Source organism: Tissierella sp. QWL-11 (genome assembly GCF_058683765.1).
The window spans coordinates 1346386-1360787 of record NZ_CM178750.1 but is presented as its reverse complement, the minus strand read 5'-3'; the positions used below and the strand labels follow the sequence as shown (position 1 = coordinate 1360787).

Genomic DNA, 14402 nt, shown 5'->3' with positions numbered 1-14402 from the left:
TAATATAATAGATTGGCTTTATTTACAATTATTATGCATTTTTATACATAACTTTTTTAAATTTTACCAAACTTCCTATATCTTTTTACTTCTTCATTATTTGCCCAAATAAAATGATCCTTTTCAATCTCCATCCATTTTGGTTTATCTAATTTATAATTATGATTATTAGGATTATAAACCTTTAAATTACTCTTTGTACTTTTAGAATTGATTAAAGGTATGGCTGATAGTAAAGCTTTTGTATAGGGATGTATAGGGGTTTTAAATAAGTCTTCAGTAGGAGCTAATTCTAATATCTTCCCCTTATAAATTACTGCAAGTCTATGGGTAAAAAATCTTACCACTGAAAGATCATGTGCGATAAACAAATATGTAAAATTCTTTTGCCTTTGTAATTTTAAAAGTAGATTTAAAATCTGAGCTCTTATTGATACATCTAAGGCTGATATGGGCTCATCTCCTATTATTAGTTTAGGTTCCATGATTAAAGCTCTAGCTATTCCTATTCTCTGTCTTTGTCCTCCAGAAAACTCATGGGGAAATCTAGACGCAAATTCTTTTGACAATCCTACTTCAGTAAGTGTATTTTCTACCTTTTTTCTTATTTCTTCTGAAGAGTATTTTTTAAAATTTAAAAGTCCTTCACTAACTATATAATCTACTTTTGCCCTTTCATTTAAGGAAGACATAGGGTCTTGAAATATCATCTGTATGTCCTTTGTCACCTTTTGTTCTAGTCTTTTATCTATTTTTCCAGAGATTGTATCACCGTCAAATATTATCTTTCCCGTTGTAGCTGGGTTTATCCTTATTATACTTCTACCAATAGTTGATTTACCTGATCCTGATTCTCCTACTAAGCCAAAAGTCTCTCCCTTGTATATATTAAAACTTACTCCATCAACTGCTTTAAATTTAGTTCTCCTGCCCATATTAAACTCTACTGTCAGATTCTTAACTTCCAATAATATTTCTTTTTTACCCTTCAATTTTTTTCCCTCCTAAAGTTCTTTTTTAATTTTTGAATTGACTTAGGAGGATTTACTTTTGGAGCTCTAGGGTCTAATAGCCAGGTTTTAGCTTTGTGGGTAGGACTTATATGAAAATAAGGTGGTTTTTTCATAAAATCAATTTTTAAAGCTTTTGGATTCCTCATGGCAAAAGCATCTCCTTTTATTTCAAAAAATAAATTTGGAGGATTTCCTGTTATTCCATATAAGGGTTTGCCTGGCTCTCCAAGTTCAGGCAAAGAAGATAAAAGTGCCCAAGTATAGGGATGTTTAGGATTGAAAAATACTTCTTCCATTCTGCCAATCTCCACTATATCCCCTGCATAAATTACAGCTACTCTTTCCGCTATATTTGATACTACTGATAAATCATGGCTTATATAAATAATACTTAATTTGTATTTTTTCTTTAGCTCCTTTAGTAAATTTAATATTTGAGCTTGAATTGTTACATCTAAAGCAGTAGTAGGTTCATCACAAATTAGTATTTTGGGCCTGCATGAAATTGCTATTGCTATGACTACCCGCTGTCTCATACCACCAGAAAATTCATGTGGATACTGATAATACCTCTTTTCAGGATTTGGAATACCTACCTCTTTAAGTGTCTTTAAAACTTCTCTTTTTATATCCTTACCTTTTAATCTCTGATGTAGCTTTATAGATTCTCCTATTTGTTTTCCAATTGTCTTGAGAGGATTTAAACTAGTCATTGGTTCTTGAAATACCATTGAAATTTCTCTTCCTCTAATATTTACCCATTGTTTTTCTGTATTATATTTTGAAATATCCTTACCTAAATATATTATAGAACCATTTTCTATAAATCCATTTTTATCCAATAAACCCATCAAACTCTTTGAAAGCACAGATTTCCCCGAACCAGATTCACCTACTATAGCTAATGTCTCACCTCTATATAAATCTAAAGATAAGTCTCGCAACACAGTTAGCTCCCTATCTCTTAATTTGAATTTCACTACTAGATTTTTAACTGATAATATTTTTTCTCTGTCCATAGCACCCCTCCTATGAATGATTTCTAGGGTCAGCTGAATCTGCAAAGGCATTTCCGACTATATAAAAAGATATAGTTACTGCTGATAATATAATTGCTGGAAATATCAATTGATATCTCAAAGATTCTACCATCATAACTCCTCTACCTTCATTTATAAGATTTCCCAAGGAAGGAATACTTATAGGTAATCCTAAACCTATATATGTTAAAAATACTTCTGAGCCAATTGCAGCTGGTATTGACAATGCCATTCTTAACATTATTACAGAAACTAAATATGGTAGAAGGTTTTTATATACAATCCTCACTACTGGAGTTCCCAAGCTTCTAGATGCAATATTGTATTCTCTATTTCTTATTATTACTACTTGATTTCTTACAAATCTTGCCATTGCTAACCACCCTGTTATACACATTGCAAATATCATAGTGCCTATGCCTGGAGTCATAATATATGTTAAAAGTACAAGTACTATTGTGGTGGGTATATTATTTAATATATTATATATTCCAGTTATTAATTTATCTAATTTTTCTACATATCCCCAAAATGCTCCTACTATTATACCTATTATAGCTTCCCATAATCCTACTAAAATCCCAATAATCAAAGAGGTTCTAGTACCACTCCATATTCTAGACCAAAGATCCTGCCCTATTGAATTTGTTCCAAATATAAATTCTTTATTTGGAGTTTGATTTCTTATTTGCAAATTTGTATCAGGATCTATAAATATCTCTGTGGGAGATTTTTGATTTGGAAACATCGGTTGTAAAATTGTAAAGCATATTAGAAAAATCATTAAGTAAAAAAAAGATAAAGCAATACGATTGCTTTTAAACACTTTTATAGTAGATTTCCAATATGAATAGTTAGAATAACTCATAGTTTCCATATTTCTTTCATTATAATTTTCAAATTCAAAAAGAGATTTATTTAATTCACTAGATAATTCATGAATTTTTTTATCCTTCATTATCTAACACCTCTCTTTTTACCTAGATTTATTCTAGGGTCTATTATAGCCATAAATATATCTCCTAAAAACAAACCTAGAATTCCAATTGAAGAGTATATAAGAACTAAAGCCTGAACTAAATTATTGTCTTGAATTTGAATAGAATGTACAAGTAGTCCACCCATACCTGGAATAGAATAAAGAGACTCTATATATATAGACCCTGCTATAGTAAATAATATGGCACTTGGTATGTATTGAGCCAATGGTACAAAAGCATTTCTAAGTACATGATTTATCATAATGGACTTCATTTTCAATCCCTTTGCCCTTGCTAACTTTATATAATCTTTATTTATTTCATCAAGCATATACCTTCTCATCCACATGGCATAAATAGCTATCCCACTTAATGACATAGAGATAGTTGGTAAAATCCAAGAAAAAGGGTTATCTATGGAAAATAATATAGGCAATTTAGTTATATCAGTTATATAAATTTGGATAAATAAATAATAAATAGCAGCTGGTATAGCATTTATAAATACAATATATATTGTTCCTAAATTATCTATAACCCCCCTATTATTTAACGCCATAAAAACTCCAAGTGGTATCCCTACGCTTAAAGAGATCCCCATAGCTAATAGTCCAAATTTAAAAGAATAGGGGATCCTATTTTTAAGTATTTCTATAATCTCCACACCTGGTCTATAAATTATTGATTCTCCTAAATCTCCCCTTAGAGTTTGAATATAAAAATTTTTAAGTTGTATATATAACGGATCTCTAAGTCCCATATTTTCTAATATAGTTTCCCTTTGAGCTGGATCTAATTTTTCATATCCTTCTCCAAAGTAGCCTTCTTCAGGCATAAACCTCATTAAAAAAAACACTATTGTAATTACCATAAATAAAGTAATAATAGATTGTAGGATTCTTTTAACAATATATCCTAACACCAGATCACCTCATCTTAAATCAAGCTTAATTATTCTCCTTTAATATATTTGCCCTTTCTTCTTTCCATAGCTTTAATTCTCTATAAAAGTCTTCACTATTCATAGGATTTTCCATTATATTTCTATATTTATATTTTTGAGAGGAGATTCCAAAGGGTGAATAAGAACTTTCAAAAGGATTTAATCTTGAAGCAGTATATCCTCCACCTCCTACTCCATAAGGAATTATGAAAGCCTCATCTATTAAAAAAGATTCTGCTTTGGCAAATAACTCCATCCTTTTTTCTATATCTATTAATTCTACTTTAGCATTATTTAATAAATTTTCATATTTAGTCTTACCATTTTCTTCTGTATATCCCTTAGCTAAATGAGGATAATTATATGTCCCAGAAGATGTAAAGGGGTCTGTATATGTCTGAGGATCTCTATAATCAGGTCCCCAATTACATTCTAAAAAAGCATATTGTCCAGCTCTTCTTACGTCTTTTATAAATCCTGTAGGAGGCTTAGGATCTATTATTATATCTATAAAGTCGCTTCCTAGTAGCTTTTCCATTTGCTGCTGTATAACTTGTGCTCTATTTGCCCACTCATAAAGGGATGTATTATAAGGCATTAAAACTTTAACTGGAAATTCTACTTCCCCCCTTAACTCTTTCTGAGCCTTCTTTTTGTATTCTAAAGCTAAGCTAGGATTAAATGTGTCTACATCCTTTATATCTTTTAATCTATTAAAATCCGTATAATCCATCCCTTGAAAATCTATAAATCCTTCTGGAGTAATAGTATTTTGAAGCCTTTTTTCTGGACTATAAGGTTCACTAGTTATCATTGCTGCTCTTTTATCTAGACCGTGAAACATAGCCTTTCTAAAGTTTTTATTATTTACTGCCTTTTTCCAGTTATCAGGCTCATATTCTTCCTTAAATAATGGATTGAAATTAAAGCAATAAAAAAAACTATAATAATTATTTCTATTAGGTCTTATTAAATCTTTTTTTTCTTTATCTTTTAGCCAATCATCTAAAATGATAGAGGATATATTTGTAGAATCTATCTCTCCTCTTAAAAATAATTCAGCTGAAAGGTTTGTAGCTTCTTTATTATAAGTAAATACTAATCTATCTATATTAACATTTTTTCTATCCCAATAAGCTTCATTTTTGATTAAAACTCTTCTAATTTGTGGCTGGAAATCATCCATAACGAATGCCCCATTATATAATATATTTTTATTGTCAATCCCAAATTTATCTCCTACTTCATGTAAAAAATTACCATTTACTGGAAAAAAACAAACATATGTAAGCATTGATAAAAAATAGGGAACAGGTTTTTTAAGTGTATATTCTAATTCATACTTATTTTTGGCTTTTACCCCCACCTTTGAAAAATCTGTAATCTCTTTATTATAGTATTCTTCTGCATTTTCTATTACACTATAGACAATATTTGCAGTTAACGAATTGTTTGAACTATTTAATATATATTTCATAGAATCTACAAAATCATAGGCTGTAACTTCTCCATACTTACTTCCATCATATCTTAACCAATTTGTTCCTTCTCTCAATTTAAAATTCCATATTAATTTATCCTGTGAAACTTTCCAAGTTTCTGCAAGAGCTGGTTGAACTCTCCCATACTTATCATAGTCTATTAGAGGATCTACTAAATTAGCTATAACTCCAAATTCTTGTGTATTAGAAGTTTTTAAGTAATTTAAGGTGTTAATTTCTCCTGAATATACAGATTTATATTCTACTAAATTTTCATATTTAGAAAACTTATCTATAGGACTACATCCAGTCAATAAAATAATTAATATAAGTACTATTGATATTTTTCTTTTCATTCTTTTCTCCTTCAAATATATTTAATTCTAAGTATATGTATATTAAAATAGAATATAAATTATTAATATTAAAAATAAAAATAGCGCCTATGCGCTATTTAAATAAACTTAAGTTTAATTTATTTGATAAATCTTTCATTATATTGTATCCAACTATTGAATTACCATTTTCATCTAATGCTGGACTATAAATTCCTATTCCCATTTTTTTAGGAACCACGCTCATTATTCCACCTGCTACTCCTGATTTTGAGGGTAGACCTACCTCCACTGCATATCTCCCACTAAAATTATACATCCCACAATTTGTCATTATTCCAGTTACTAATGATAGAAGTCTTTCTCTTTTAATTTTTCCATAATCATCTAGGCCTTTAGCTCCATTGGCTAAAAATAGACCTATATTAGCTAAATCTATTGAATCTACAGAAATAGAACACTGTTTGAAATAAACATCTAAAATTTCTTCTACATCACAATCTATTATACCTCTTGACTTCATTAAATAAGCTAAGGCCCTATTTTTATCACCAGTAGATTTTTCAGATAAATAAACCTCTTCATCATAATTTAGGGTATCATTCTTTGTTATCTTTTTTAATAGATTTAATATCTTTTCAAACTTTTCATCATAATTACCTAATATACATGAAGTGGTTGCTATTGCACCTGCATTTATCATTGGATTTGCAGGTTTTTTTATATATGGAAGATCTAGTTTATAAGCCGTATTAAATGGATCTACCGTCCCTTCATATCCTACTCTTTTAAATACCTCCTCTTCCCCTACTTCTATTAAAGCCTGCATAAGAGCTACAACCTTTGAGATACTTTGAATTGTAAACTTTTTACTATGATCTCCAATTTTATAAGCATTTCCCTCAGTATCAATAATACATAAGCCAATATCTTCTTTATTTGCCTTTTTAAGTGCTGGAATATAATCTGCTACTTTACCCTTATTTATAAAACATTTGTTGTCTTCAATAATCTGCTTTAATAATTTTTCCATAACTTCCCCCTAATAAAATAAGTCCTTTTCTATTTCTTTATAATTTTTATCTGCTTCAGATGTAAAAATTTTACCATTTAAATACTCCATATCTCCATTAAGACCTTGAAACTCTATTTTATACCCATGCAACCACTGATCATTTAGATTATATTTTTCTTTAAACTCACTATTTATCTGTCTATTCCCATACTTCCTATCCCCTATTATAGGGTATCCTAGTGATGATAAATGTGCTCTAATTTGATGAGTTCTTCCAGTTTTTAACTCTATCTCTAAAAGAGAATAACCATTTTTAATTTTTAGCACATTTATATGAGTTTCTATCTCTTTTAATCCTTCACCATTTTGCTTATGTACCTTAACTAAATTTCTGTTTTCATTTTTACTTAAATACGCTTTGGCTTGTATATCTTTTTTTATTTCTCCTCTTACTATAGTCTTATAAAATCTTCTTACTTTTGACTCTTTGAAAGCCCTATTTATTTCTTTTAAAGCATCATAATTTTTAGCACCAACTATTACTCCCGAAGTATTTCTATCAAGCCTATTGCAAATTGAGGGTGTAAATATTTTCTCAATCCTTGGTACATAATCTCCTTTTTGAATTAAATAATTCAACATACTATCTACTATATTTTCTTCATAATCACCTCCTGAACCATGTGATAAAATCCCTACTTTTTTATTTATTAAAATTATATTTTCATCTTCATAGGCTATATCTGGAATCAATTTAGAATCTATTATATCTTGTTTCTTCATAAATTTTTCAATTGTTTCTTCTGATAAATATAGTTGAATTTTATCTCCTTCATACACTATGTCTTCAGGCTTTGCCTTTTTACCATTTAGTTTAATGTTCTTTTTCCTAAGCATCTTATATATAAATCCTCTATTTGCCTCTTCTAAATATTTTCTTAAAAACCTATCTATTCTCTGTTCATTTTCATTTTCATTGACTATTAATTCTCTCAATATTTTCACCTTTTCTATATTCTTATGTTATAATTATATTATACACTAAAAACAGATAAAAACTAATTGTTTATAATTTAGAAAGGTGGTACATATGAAAAGTTTTTCAGAAAAAATAAAAGATATATTATATAGCTCTATAGATTATGTAATTATGTTGGCCATTATAGGGGCTGTAGTTCTGATAATAGGCTGGAGATTAGATATTTTATTTCAAAAGGATGTAATATCCTCTGCAGTAGATGATAAAGCAAAAATAGAAGAACCTAAAAATGTAGAGAAACCCAAAGAAATGGAAAAGGATTCAAATAATAATATAGAAGACAATGATAAATCTCAAGATATTGAAAATGAACTTGGAGAACAAGATAATAAAGAAAACACAAATCAAGATATAGTAGAAACAGAAGAAGATATTAAAAATATTGAAATAAAAATACCAGAAGGGTCCTTTCCTGGACAAATTGCTTCTATTTTAGAATCTAATGGTCTAATAGAAAATAGTACAGATTTTATAAACAAAGCAGTAGATTTGCAATTAGACACCAAACTTAAATCTGGAGTTTTTACCATCTCAAATAATGCTTCTTTAGAAAAAATAGTAAAAATAATAGCAAAAGAAGAACCTAGCAATTAATTGCTAGGTTCAATATTTTTCATTTATATACTCATCTATTAGAGATTTCTTCTTTGTCTCTACAAATATCCCTTCAGATTTTAGTATATCCAATAGCCAAATAGCTTTAGAGTGAAAAATAGCTTCTTTATAATCCAAAAGCACTATTTCATATAATTTATCTTTTAGTAATTTAGACTCTACTTTTACAAAATAACTCTCTACTCCTTCAAATTCTAAAAGCTTTAGTAAACTTAAAATAGCTCTATCCTTCTCATGGTAATAATTATTTCCTTTATTGAGATAATATGTATAATATCTTTGATGTTTTCTAGTGTTTTTTGTTTCTTTAGCAAGCATCGTATAATATTTAGCAAGAACATTATAATATTGATAATTATACATACCCTTTTCATAGGTATCTACCCTTAAAAATGGTTTTAAGTTTGTCTTTCTAACTAAATCATAATTATATTCTAAAAATTTTCTTTTAGAGATATCTCCATTTTTAAATTGTACAATAAGTGAAGACCTATGTTCAAAGAAAGTATTAAATATCCCCTTTTTTTTAAAATAACTCAATATATACACCCATTCTAATCTGTTTTCTAATTTATTATATCACAAATCCTATATATTTTTTAATAAATTTATTTCTTCTTGATTTAACTCTCTATATTCTCCTAAATTTAAATTTTTGTCAAGTTTTAAAGGTCCCATAGATACTCTTTTTAAATACAAAACTTTCATATCCAAACTTTTAAACATTCTCTTTACCTGGTGAAATTTACCTTCTTTTATAGTTAAGTACACTTTTGAAATTATATCAGAAGATACTATATCTAAACTGGCAGGAAGAGTCTTATATCCATCATCTATAATAACTCCCTTTTTAAATATCTCTCTATGATTTTCTTTTACACATCCATCAACTTCTACATAATAAGTTTTTTCTACTTCTTTTTTTGGAGATAGCAAATTATGAGCTAAAGCTCCATCATTACTTATAAGCATTAAACCCTCTGTATCCTTATCTAGTCTTCCAATTGGAAATGGATTAAACAAAAGATACTCATCTTCTAATAAATCTATAACTGTACTACTTAAGGGATCATCAGTTGATGACACATAGCCTTGAGGTTTATTCATCATTATGTATATATATTCCCTATAATTCAATTTTTCATCTTTAATATAGATTTGATCTTTATATGGATCAAATTTCATCTTATTATCTAAAATAATATTTCCATTTACCTTTACCAATCCATCTTTAATATATTTTTTCACATCTTTTCTGCTTCCATATCCCATATTGCTTAAAATTTTATCTAGTCTTTGTATGTTGCTCATATCTTCACCTTTTCTTTAAATATTTAGAAGTATAATAAATCTTTATTTGTAGATACTAATTTTGTAATATCATTTGAAAGGAGATCATTATGCCAAATAGAGAAAACATTACTCCTGGTGTTAAATGTGTTGTAAATACTTGTGAGTACTACAAACAAGGAAATCTATGTACAGCTGGAAAAATCGAAATTACTCCTAGAAATGCTGCCCAATCCAATGAAACTGATTGTGCTACATTTAGTCCACAGGAAAGTATCCATTAAATAAATAGATGCAGGGTATCCTGCATCTATTTTATATCAATTTTTTAATTCTATGCAAGAAGATTTAAAATCTTGTGGAATGTTTTCTAGTGTATATTCCACATTTATATAAAATTCCGTATTAAATTTATCTCCAATTTTTCCTAATTTATCTAGTAAAAATTGAAGTTCATTTTCTCCCATATTCATTATCTTATAAATTCCATCTACATATATTTTTTCCACATCATAATTCATAGAAATTATTCCACATAAAAAGCCATAGAAAGATTCAATATCTAATACATTGAATTCTACGGCATTAATTAGTCTGACACTATAATCAAGGGTGAATATATGATCATCATCCACATCAATAAATATAATATTACTATTTCCCTGTTTGATATCATCATTAGCATTTTCTATTAACCATTTTGTCTTTCCTACGCCTTTTTCACCTAAAATAAATTTAACCATTGCAAACACCAATCCCTTCCATATTTTATTTTTACAATATTATATGAATCTTTGCACCGCTTTGCCATTTAGATAGTCAAATTTCTTTCCTTGATAGGTCTTTCTTTCCTCCATAATATTTACTATTTCATCTCTTATCTTCCACCAGGATTCATCCCAATTTACAAATAAACTATTTTCTTTTGGAGCTCTACCTATTATCCTTTGCACTACAATATTAGGATCTAAGTATTCTAAAAATAAAATCACCCTTTCTATGTATTCCTCTTTTGAAACCATTTTTATATTACCCTTTTTATATTGCAATCCTAGGGCAGTATTCTCTAAAATGTATAAACTGTGTAGTTTAATTTCATCTATATTTAGTGAAGACACTACCTTAGCATTTTCAATAGTATCTAGCCTATCATCCCAAGGTAAGTTTAATATTAGATGGGTACAGATTCTAAATCCATATGATTTAATAATATTTACTGAATTTATATACTCTGCCAATGTATGTCCCCTATTTATTTTGACTAAACTGTGATAGTTCACAGTTTGAAGTCCTAATTCTATGGTTATATCTACATTATATCTATCCCTTATCTCCTGTAGGAACTCTAAATATAAATTATTTATACAGTCAGGTCTAGTAGATATGGAAATTCCAACTATATTATCTAATACTGATTCTTCTATATAAGATTTAAATTTTTCTATTGGCATATATGTATTAGAAAATTTTTGAAAATATGCAATAAACTTCTTTGCTTTATATCTTTCTCTTATATATTCCATATTACTAGAAATTTGTTCTCTTACTGATAATTGATTAGAAAGGCTTTCAAAGGATCCACCTTCTTCTCCACAAAAACTACACCCTCCCTTACCTAGTACTCCATCTCTATTTGGACAAGTCAAAGGAAGATTTATAGGGAGTTTGTAAACCTTCTCACCATATTTAGATTTTAAATAATCAGAATACACATTGTATACCTTTATAGCCAAAATTACACCTCAAATATTTAATATTCTATTTAATTCATAAGACAAGCCTGAGTTATTATTATCTCTTTTAGTAATTATATCTGCATGGCTTTTTAGGATTTTGCTACCATTTGACATGGCTATTCCAAGTCCTGCATTTTTTATCATATCAATGTCATTATTATCATCACCTATGGTGATTATCTCCTTTGAATCTATATTATTCATAAGAGCATATTCTTTTAGTGAATGCCACTTAGTCCCAAAGGGAGGCATCACTTCTAAAAGAGCTTCTGACATTACTACATTTTCCATTATATGAGAGCTATATAGATTTGGATATTCCCTCTTTATATATAAATAAAATTCATTTAAAGTTTCTATTTTGCCAGGGTATACAACTGCTAGTATTCTATCTATTTCATAATCTAAAATATTATCAACTTCAATATATCTACTCATATTTTTAGTTATACTGTTGAAGTATTCTCCATATCCACTATTTTTTTCAAATATTAGATCATAACCTTTTTCAAAATAGTCTATATATACTATAGGCTTAAGTCTTCTTAGATTTCCTTCTATAAGCACTTTCTTATAATCATTAAAATCTAAAAAATTATTTAAAATAACCTTGTCATCTTTGGAATCTCTTATTACATTTCCATTATTTGAAATATAAACCAAATTATCATCTATATTCTTAGTAAGTTCCCTAGCAGAAAAATAGTTTCTACCTGTTGCTATTACCACTTCATAACCTGTAGCTATCAAATTATGTATGGTATCTAAATTTTCACTTGATATTCTCTTATCATCTGTCAAAAGAGTTCCGTCTAAATCCATAGCTATTAGCTTGTACAAAGACCTCACACCTTTCTATTTAGAAAAATTACTATATGTCTTGCTTTTTCAAATTAATCTTCTACCTATATAGTCTATTCTTCATCTTCCTCAGAGAATAGCTCATAATAAGCTTCAGATGCAATTTTAAATTCCTCTTCGTCCTCTATAGGATTCAATTCAAACTCTTCATTTTCTTCATCTTCTTCGTATTTAAATAGTAAAACCTCATCTTCATCATGTGGAAGTAATACCATATACTCTTTAGAGTCTACTTCAAATGTTCCTAAAACATCACATTCTATTTTACTTCCATCCTCCATTTCAATATCTATAACCATTATTTCGTGGTCGTGATCGTGGTCATGACCTTCTCCACATTCACATCCTTCAGAGTTACAGCAATTATGCTCTTGTAAATTATCTTTATTATTCATTTTATCTCCTCCTCTATACTATTATAATACACTATTTAATATATAATGTATACATTATCATCCTTCTATTAAAAATATATTTTTTAAAAATAATTTTCCCTTGTTTAACTGTTTAAATCTATATGACAATATCCACCTGGATTTTTCTTTAAATAATCTTGATGATATTCTTCTGCTTTATAAAATGATTTTAAATCCATAATTTCAGTTGCGATTTTCTTTTTATATTTTGTTTGTTCTTGCTCTAATACTTTTTTTATGATTTCCAAATCCAATTTATCAATATAATAGATACCAGTTCTATATTGGCTACCTATATCATTGCCCTGTTTATTTATACTTGTAGGCTCTATTATGCTAAAAAACTTTTCTAATAAATATTTTAAAGATACTTCTTCTTCATCATACTTTATATATGTGGTCTCAGTATGACCAGTATTTCCACTGCAGACTTCTTCATAACTAGGGTTTTCTTTATGTCCATTTGCATAACCTACTTCTGTATCTAATACCCCTTTTATTCTTGAGAAATATTCTTCTACTCCCCAAAAGCATCCACCTGCTAAATATATTTCCTTCATCTTTCATAGCCTCCTATCTTAATTTATATACAGTAACAAAACAGGTGCTAAAAACACAGTCATAAGTCCTGCAATACCTATTGCAAGGGAACCCATAGCTCCTTCTACTTCACTTATTTCTAAAGACTTGGCAGTACCTATAACATGTGCAGCAGTTCCCATAGATATTCCTTTTGCTACCTTATTATTAATCCCTGTTAGCTTAAGTATGCTAGGACCAATAATATACCCAAAGACTCCTGTAATTATTACAAATCCTATGGTAATAGCCGGATTTCCACCTATTGATTTTGAGATGTCCATAGCAATTGCAGAAGTAGTAGATTTAGGTAAAAGTGAGTACATCAATACATTCTCTAAATTAAATAATTTACTTAACAAAATTATAGATATGAGGCCTGAAGTTGATCCTACTAATATCCCTATTATTATGGCAAAAAAGTTATCCAATAACAATTTTATTTGTCTAAATAAGGGAACTGCTAAGACAACTGTTGCAGGTCCAAGAAAAAAATTAATAATATTTCCTCCCCTATTATATACACTATAGTCTAGGCGAAAAACATACAGAAAGCCTATAATAGATACTATACTTATTAGTACTGGATTCAATATAGGTGTCCTAAATTTTTTATTTATTTTTTGACTAAGATTAAAAAATATAATAGTTATTGCTACTCCAAATATAGGGTTATTTAGATATTTTTCCATTTTGTCTTTTCCCTCTTATTCTTATAAAATATTGTGTAGTAAGCCCTGTTACTACTATAACTACTACTGTGGTTACAAATAGAATAAACAATAGAGCTAATATATTTCCTTTTAAAAGATGTAATTCTTTCATTATCCCAACACCTGCTGGTATAAATAAAATCGCCAAATTTTTAAGCAATAAGTCAGAAATATTTTCTATAAATCTAAGCTTAATCACTCCCAAGAGCAATAAAGATAATAATATTATCATTCCTATTATAGTGGCAGGAATTGATAAATTAAAGTATATTTGTATTGCCTGGGAAAATAGCAAAATACTCAATATAATTCCAAATTGTGATAAAATATTCAAAAGTTTTCCTCC

Annotated in this window: 18 protein-coding genes; 2 read left to right on the top strand and 16 right to left on the bottom strand. The window is 28.4% G+C overall.

From position 1 onward, the window contains the following. Positions 1-56: 56 nt before the first annotated feature. The 7 genes from AC4PG3_RS06480 to AC4PG3_RS06450 all read right to left on the bottom strand — a co-directional run bounded on the left by AC4PG3_RS06480 (position 57) and on the right by AC4PG3_RS06450 (position 7803). Positions 57-992, bottom strand: coding sequence for an ATP-binding cassette domain-containing protein (locus AC4PG3_RS06480; RefSeq protein ID WP_492195864.1), 936 nt, complete (start codon positions 990-992; stop codon positions 57-59). Continuing rightward, the gene (locus AC4PG3_RS06475; protein ID WP_492195863.1) at positions 989-2032 is read right to left on the bottom strand and encodes an ABC transporter ATP-binding protein; all 1044 of its coding nucleotides are present in this window, start codon (positions 2030-2032) and stop codon (positions 989-991) included. The genes AC4PG3_RS06480 and AC4PG3_RS06475 overlap by 4 nt, the downstream gene beginning before the upstream one ends. A 10-nt stretch (positions 2033-2042) precedes the next feature. Next, positions 2043-3011, bottom strand: a complete 969-nt coding sequence (locus tag AC4PG3_RS06470; protein ID WP_492195862.1) for an ABC transporter permease — start codon at positions 3009-3011, stop codon at positions 2043-2045. Then, positions 3011-3955 (bottom strand): ABC transporter permease, encoded by a 945-nt coding sequence (locus AC4PG3_RS06465; RefSeq protein WP_492195861.1) that lies wholly within the window; start codon positions 3953-3955, stop codon positions 3011-3013. Before AC4PG3_RS06465 ends, AC4PG3_RS06470 begins: the two co-directional genes overlap by 1 nt. Before the next feature lie 25 nt (positions 3956-3980). After that, a complete protein-coding gene (locus AC4PG3_RS06460; protein WP_492195860.1) occupies positions 3981-5813 on the bottom strand; it encodes a peptide ABC transporter substrate-binding protein in 1833 nt (610 codons plus the stop codon). A gap of 94 nt (positions 5814-5907) precedes the next feature. Beyond that, positions 5908-6825, bottom strand: a complete 918-nt coding sequence (glsA, locus tag AC4PG3_RS06455; protein WP_492195859.1) for a glutaminase A — start codon at positions 6823-6825, stop codon at positions 5908-5910. A 9-nt stretch (positions 6826-6834) separates the two neighbouring features. Further along, positions 6835-7803 (bottom strand): RluA family pseudouridine synthase, encoded by a 969-nt coding sequence (locus AC4PG3_RS06450; RefSeq protein ID WP_492195858.1) that lies wholly within the window; start codon positions 7801-7803, stop codon positions 6835-6837. A gap of 94 nt (positions 7804-7897) precedes the next feature. Between AC4PG3_RS06450 and AC4PG3_RS06445 the strand changes: the two genes are divergently transcribed. Then, entirely contained in the window at positions 7898-8440 is a 543-nt protein-coding gene (locus AC4PG3_RS06445) for a hypothetical protein (RefSeq protein ID WP_492195857.1), read from the top strand. Between the two features lie 9 nt (positions 8441-8449). On the opposite strand, the gene AC4PG3_RS06440 is transcribed toward AC4PG3_RS06445, so the two are convergent. Next, the gene (locus AC4PG3_RS06440; RefSeq protein ID WP_492195856.1) at positions 8450-9010 is read right to left on the bottom strand and encodes a DUF6648 family protein; all 561 of its coding nucleotides are present in this window, start codon (positions 9008-9010) and stop codon (positions 8450-8452) included. 39 nt (positions 9011-9049) lie between these two features. Beyond that, positions 9050-9772, bottom strand: a complete 723-nt coding sequence (locus AC4PG3_RS06435; RefSeq protein ID WP_492195855.1) for a pseudouridine synthase — start codon at positions 9770-9772, stop codon at positions 9050-9052. Positions 9773-9861: 89 nt separating this feature from the next. On the opposite strand from AC4PG3_RS06435, the gene AC4PG3_RS06430 reads away from it, so the two are divergent. Beyond that, positions 9862-10035: a DUF1540 domain-containing protein gene (locus AC4PG3_RS06430; protein ID WP_492195854.1), complete on the top strand. Its 174-nt coding sequence runs from the start codon at positions 9862-9864 to the stop codon at positions 10033-10035. A 36-nt stretch (positions 10036-10071) separates the two neighbouring features. On the opposite strand, the gene AC4PG3_RS06425 is transcribed toward AC4PG3_RS06430, so the two are convergent. The 7 genes from AC4PG3_RS06425 to AC4PG3_RS06395 all read right to left on the bottom strand — a co-directional run bounded on the left by AC4PG3_RS06425 (position 10072) and on the right by AC4PG3_RS06395 (position 14390). Beyond that, the gene (locus AC4PG3_RS06425) at positions 10072-10494 is read right to left on the bottom strand and encodes a hypothetical protein (RefSeq protein ID WP_492195853.1); all 423 of its coding nucleotides are present in this window, start codon (positions 10492-10494) and stop codon (positions 10072-10074) included. A 39-nt stretch (positions 10495-10533) separates the two neighbouring features. Then, positions 10534-11484, bottom strand: a complete 951-nt coding sequence (gene mnmL / locus AC4PG3_RS06420; protein WP_492195852.1) for a tRNA modification radical SAM protein MnmL/YtqA — start codon at positions 11482-11484, stop codon at positions 10534-10536. 9 nt (positions 11485-11493) lie between these two features. Next, entirely contained in the window at positions 11494-12336 is an 843-nt protein-coding gene (locus AC4PG3_RS06415; RefSeq protein ID WP_492195851.1) for a Cof-type HAD-IIB family hydrolase, read from the bottom strand. Between the two features lie 65 nt (positions 12337-12401). After that, positions 12402-12743 carry a DUF1292 domain-containing protein gene (locus AC4PG3_RS06410; RefSeq protein ID WP_492195850.1) on the bottom strand — a complete coding sequence of 114 codons (342 nt, stop codon included), beginning with the start codon at positions 12741-12743 and terminating at the stop codon, positions 12402-12404. 104 nt (positions 12744-12847) lie between these two features. Then, the gene (msrA, locus tag AC4PG3_RS06405; RefSeq protein ID WP_492195849.1) at positions 12848-13324 is read right to left on the bottom strand and encodes a peptide-methionine (S)-S-oxide reductase MsrA; all 477 of its coding nucleotides are present in this window, start codon (positions 13322-13324) and stop codon (positions 12848-12850) included. Between the two features lie 18 nt (positions 13325-13342). Then, positions 13343-14035 (bottom strand): LrgB family protein, encoded by a 693-nt coding sequence (locus tag AC4PG3_RS06400; protein WP_492195848.1) that lies wholly within the window; start codon positions 14033-14035, stop codon positions 13343-13345. Continuing rightward, complete coding sequence (locus AC4PG3_RS06395) at positions 14016-14390, bottom strand: CidA/LrgA family protein (RefSeq protein WP_492195847.1); 375 nt, start codon at positions 14388-14390, stop codon at positions 14016-14018. Before AC4PG3_RS06395 ends, AC4PG3_RS06400 begins: the two co-directional genes overlap by 20 nt. Between the last annotated feature and the right edge of the window lie 12 nt (positions 14391-14402).

Excerpts from the sequence above, each read along its gene's own strand:
- AC4PG3_RS06435 (WP_492195855.1), bottom strand. The coding sequence starts at position 9,772 with ATGAGCAACATACAAAGACTAGATAAAATTTTAAGCAATATGGGATAT.
- AC4PG3_RS06470 (WP_492195862.1), bottom strand. The coding sequence starts at position 3,011 with ATGAAGGATAAAAAAATTCATGAATTATCTAGTGAATTAAATAAATCT.
- AC4PG3_RS06430 (WP_492195854.1), top strand. The coding sequence starts at position 9,862 with ATGCCAAATAGAGAAAACATTACTCCTGGTGTTAAATGTGTTGTAAAT.
- glsA (WP_492195859.1), bottom strand. The coding sequence starts at position 6,825 with ATGGAAAAATTATTAAAGCAGATTATTGAAGACAACAAATGTTTTATA.
- AC4PG3_RS06400 (WP_492195848.1), bottom strand. The coding sequence starts at position 14,035 with ATGGAAAAATATCTAAATAACCCTATATTTGGAGTAGCAATAACTATT.
- AC4PG3_RS06445 (WP_492195857.1), top strand. The coding sequence starts at position 7,898 with ATGAAAAGTTTTTCAGAAAAAATAAAAGATATATTATATAGCTCTATA.
- AC4PG3_RS06460 (WP_492195860.1), bottom strand. The coding sequence starts at position 5,813 with ATGAAAAGAAAAATATCAATAGTACTTATATTAATTATTTTATTGACT.
- AC4PG3_RS06425 (WP_492195853.1), bottom strand. The coding sequence starts at position 10,494 with ATGGTTAAATTTATTTTAGGTGAAAAAGGCGTAGGAAAGACAAAATGG.
- AC4PG3_RS06410 (WP_492195850.1), bottom strand. The coding sequence starts at position 12,743 with ATGAATAATAAAGATAATTTACAAGAGCATAATTGCTGTAACTCTGAA.
- msrA (WP_492195849.1), bottom strand. The coding sequence starts at position 13,324 with ATGAAGGAAATATATTTAGCAGGTGGATGCTTTTGGGGAGTAGAAGAA.
- AC4PG3_RS06475 (WP_492195863.1), bottom strand. The coding sequence starts at position 2,032 with ATGGACAGAGAAAAAATATTATCAGTTAAAAATCTAGTAGTGAAATTC.